2 protein-coding genes are annotated in these 2189 nt (G+C 69.2%); both read right to left on the bottom strand.

The features are described 5' to 3' along the window. Window positions 1-400, bottom strand: a 400-nt coding sequence (locus ACIRJP_RS42455) for a hypothetical protein (RefSeq protein ID WP_404186580.1), incomplete at its 3' end; no start/stop codon positions are given. Between the two features lie 26 nt (window positions 401-426). After that, window positions 427-1932: an MFS transporter gene (locus tag ACIRJP_RS42450; RefSeq protein ID WP_404186579.1), complete on the bottom strand. Its 1506-nt coding sequence runs from the start codon at window positions 1930-1932 to the stop codon at window positions 427-429. Window positions 1933-2189: the final 257 nt, after the last annotated feature.

Genomic DNA, 2189 nt, shown 5'->3' with positions numbered 1-2189 from the left:
GCCTGCCCGCGACGGCCTGACCGACAGCCGACAGCCGCCTCGACCACGCCCTGACGCACCGCCAGACGCCTATACCCCCGACAACGTGACAACGCCGCCAGGAAGACGGGGTGAGTTCCTTGACCGTGCGGCTCGTGTCGCGTGCGAGCAAAGCAAGGGAGCCGTCGAGTACGAGTGCGCCGTCCCCGTCACGCTGGACGGCGTTCCTCAGCGATCCGTCTGTCAGGAAATCTTCCACGCCGGGCAGCATGGGGGCCTCGCGCGCGACGATCAGGTCGTAGAGACTGCCCTCAACGCCCGGGGCGGCGACGGTGCCGCTGAAGCGGCTGTGGCCGCCGAGAGGGAACGCTGGACGACCGACGGAACCGGCCCCGCACTGCGCCCACGCGGTCGGCCTCACCGCCTGGTGACAGGCGGGCCCACACCTCAACTCACGTCCCCGTCTGCGATCCGGTGGGGCATGAACCGGTAGGCCGCCACGGCCAGGGCGAGTGGCAGGAGGCTCACGACCAGCATGGTGAGGCGCAGGCCGTTGGTGAAGTCCAGCCCGAGGTCCAGTCCGGACTGCCGGAGCAGGTTCGGGTCGTATCCGGAGGTGCCCGGACTGTGCACCATCGCGCTCCGTGTCGCGTCCACGGCCTGGTCGGCCCTGGAGACGGAAATGCCGCGCGCTTTGGCGTCGTTGAGCCACTGTCGCTGGAAGAAGAGATTGAGAAGCAGGAGGTAGACCGCGGGGCCGAGTGCGTAGCCGGACATTCCGAACGCCGGCTGAACGGAGGCCACGGCGCCGGACTTCCCCGGTGGGGCGTGCGCGAGGATGGTTTCGGCCACGGCGGAGGAGGTCACCAGCGATCCGAGGTTGGTGAGCCAGGTGGCCAGTACGACAATCCACAGAGCTATCGTGGGATCGGCGGTGGCCGCCATCAGCAGCCCGCCCGCGACCATCACCAGCAGGCCGGTGATGAGGACGGGCCGAGGGGTGTACTTCCCGATCAGGCGCCCGGCGACGACGACGCCGACGGCGATCGCCAGTGTGCCGGGAAGGAAGAGCAGGCCGATGGTGCGCGGGGGCAGCGAGAGGATCACACTGCCGAACTGCCCGAGTGTGAAACTGAACCCGGCGACGAGAAAGTTGAGCGTCAGACTGGCGAGCGCGGCCACGGCGAACGGGCCGCTGCGGAACAGCGACAGGTCCAGGACCGGCTCCGGTGTCCGGCGCTCACGGAGCACGAACAGCACACCGGCGACCGCACCGATCACCAGTGGCAACCAGGCCTGGAGCTGGGAGATCCCGTTCTCCGCCTCGGCGATGCCGTGGACGAGGGTCAGCAGGGCGATACCGACCAGGCTGATACCGACGATGTCGACTCCGCGGCGTTGCAGCAGCGGGGGCTCGGTGACGTACCGGGCGGTCAGCCCGAGTGCGATCAGCGACAACAGCGGGGCGAGCAGGAACAGCCACCGCCAGCCGACGGCCTCCACCACCCAGCCCCCAGCCGCGGGGGTCACCCCGCACAGCACCATGTCGATGGCCATGAAGAGGCCGATGGCCGCCGGCCGTTTCTCCGGCGGCACCGACACCTTGAGCAGGGCCATCGATACGCCCAGGACCGAGGCCAGCGCCAAACCGTCGAGGAGGCGCATCACCAGCAGGAAGACGTAGCCGGGGGAGATCGCGGAAAGCAGGTTGACGACGATGTCGCCGACCAGCCCCAGCATCAGCAGCCGCTTGAGCCCGAAGGCATCCCCGAGGCTGCCCACGGCGAGCACGGCGGCGGCCACGACCAGCGTCGCCGCACCCCCCAGGAATCCGACGGCATCGGGCGGCACGGCGAGGGCCCGGCTGACCTGCGGCATGTTCAGGCTGAGGATCAGCGGGTCGACGGCCGTGATCGTGAAAGCGAGAGCGAGTCCCGAGACAACCGGGAGCATCGCGACGGCAGACCGTGGGCTCGTAGTCGACACAGCAGGAACCTCCCGTACGTCGGCCGGGGCCGGCCGATCGCCGACCGACCGTAACCGGGCATACGTCTCCGGCCCGTTCACCCCGGCCAATGTGCGCGGCCCGGCACCTGTTCGGGCCACCCTCGTGAAGGGCCCTGACCCCGGATTTTGGACACCGGAGACACTTGGATCTTGATGGTCCAGGAGAACGGAGTCCCTGTGGGGATGAAGCACTACCCCGCCGA

The organism is Streptomyces sp. NPDC102437, assembly GCF_044765565.1.
Classification (GTDB): domain Bacteria; phylum Actinomycetota; class Actinomycetes; order Streptomycetales; family Streptomycetaceae; genus Streptomyces.
Note: the sequence above shows the minus strand (reverse complement) of the source record. Positions and strands in the feature narration are given on the sequence as shown.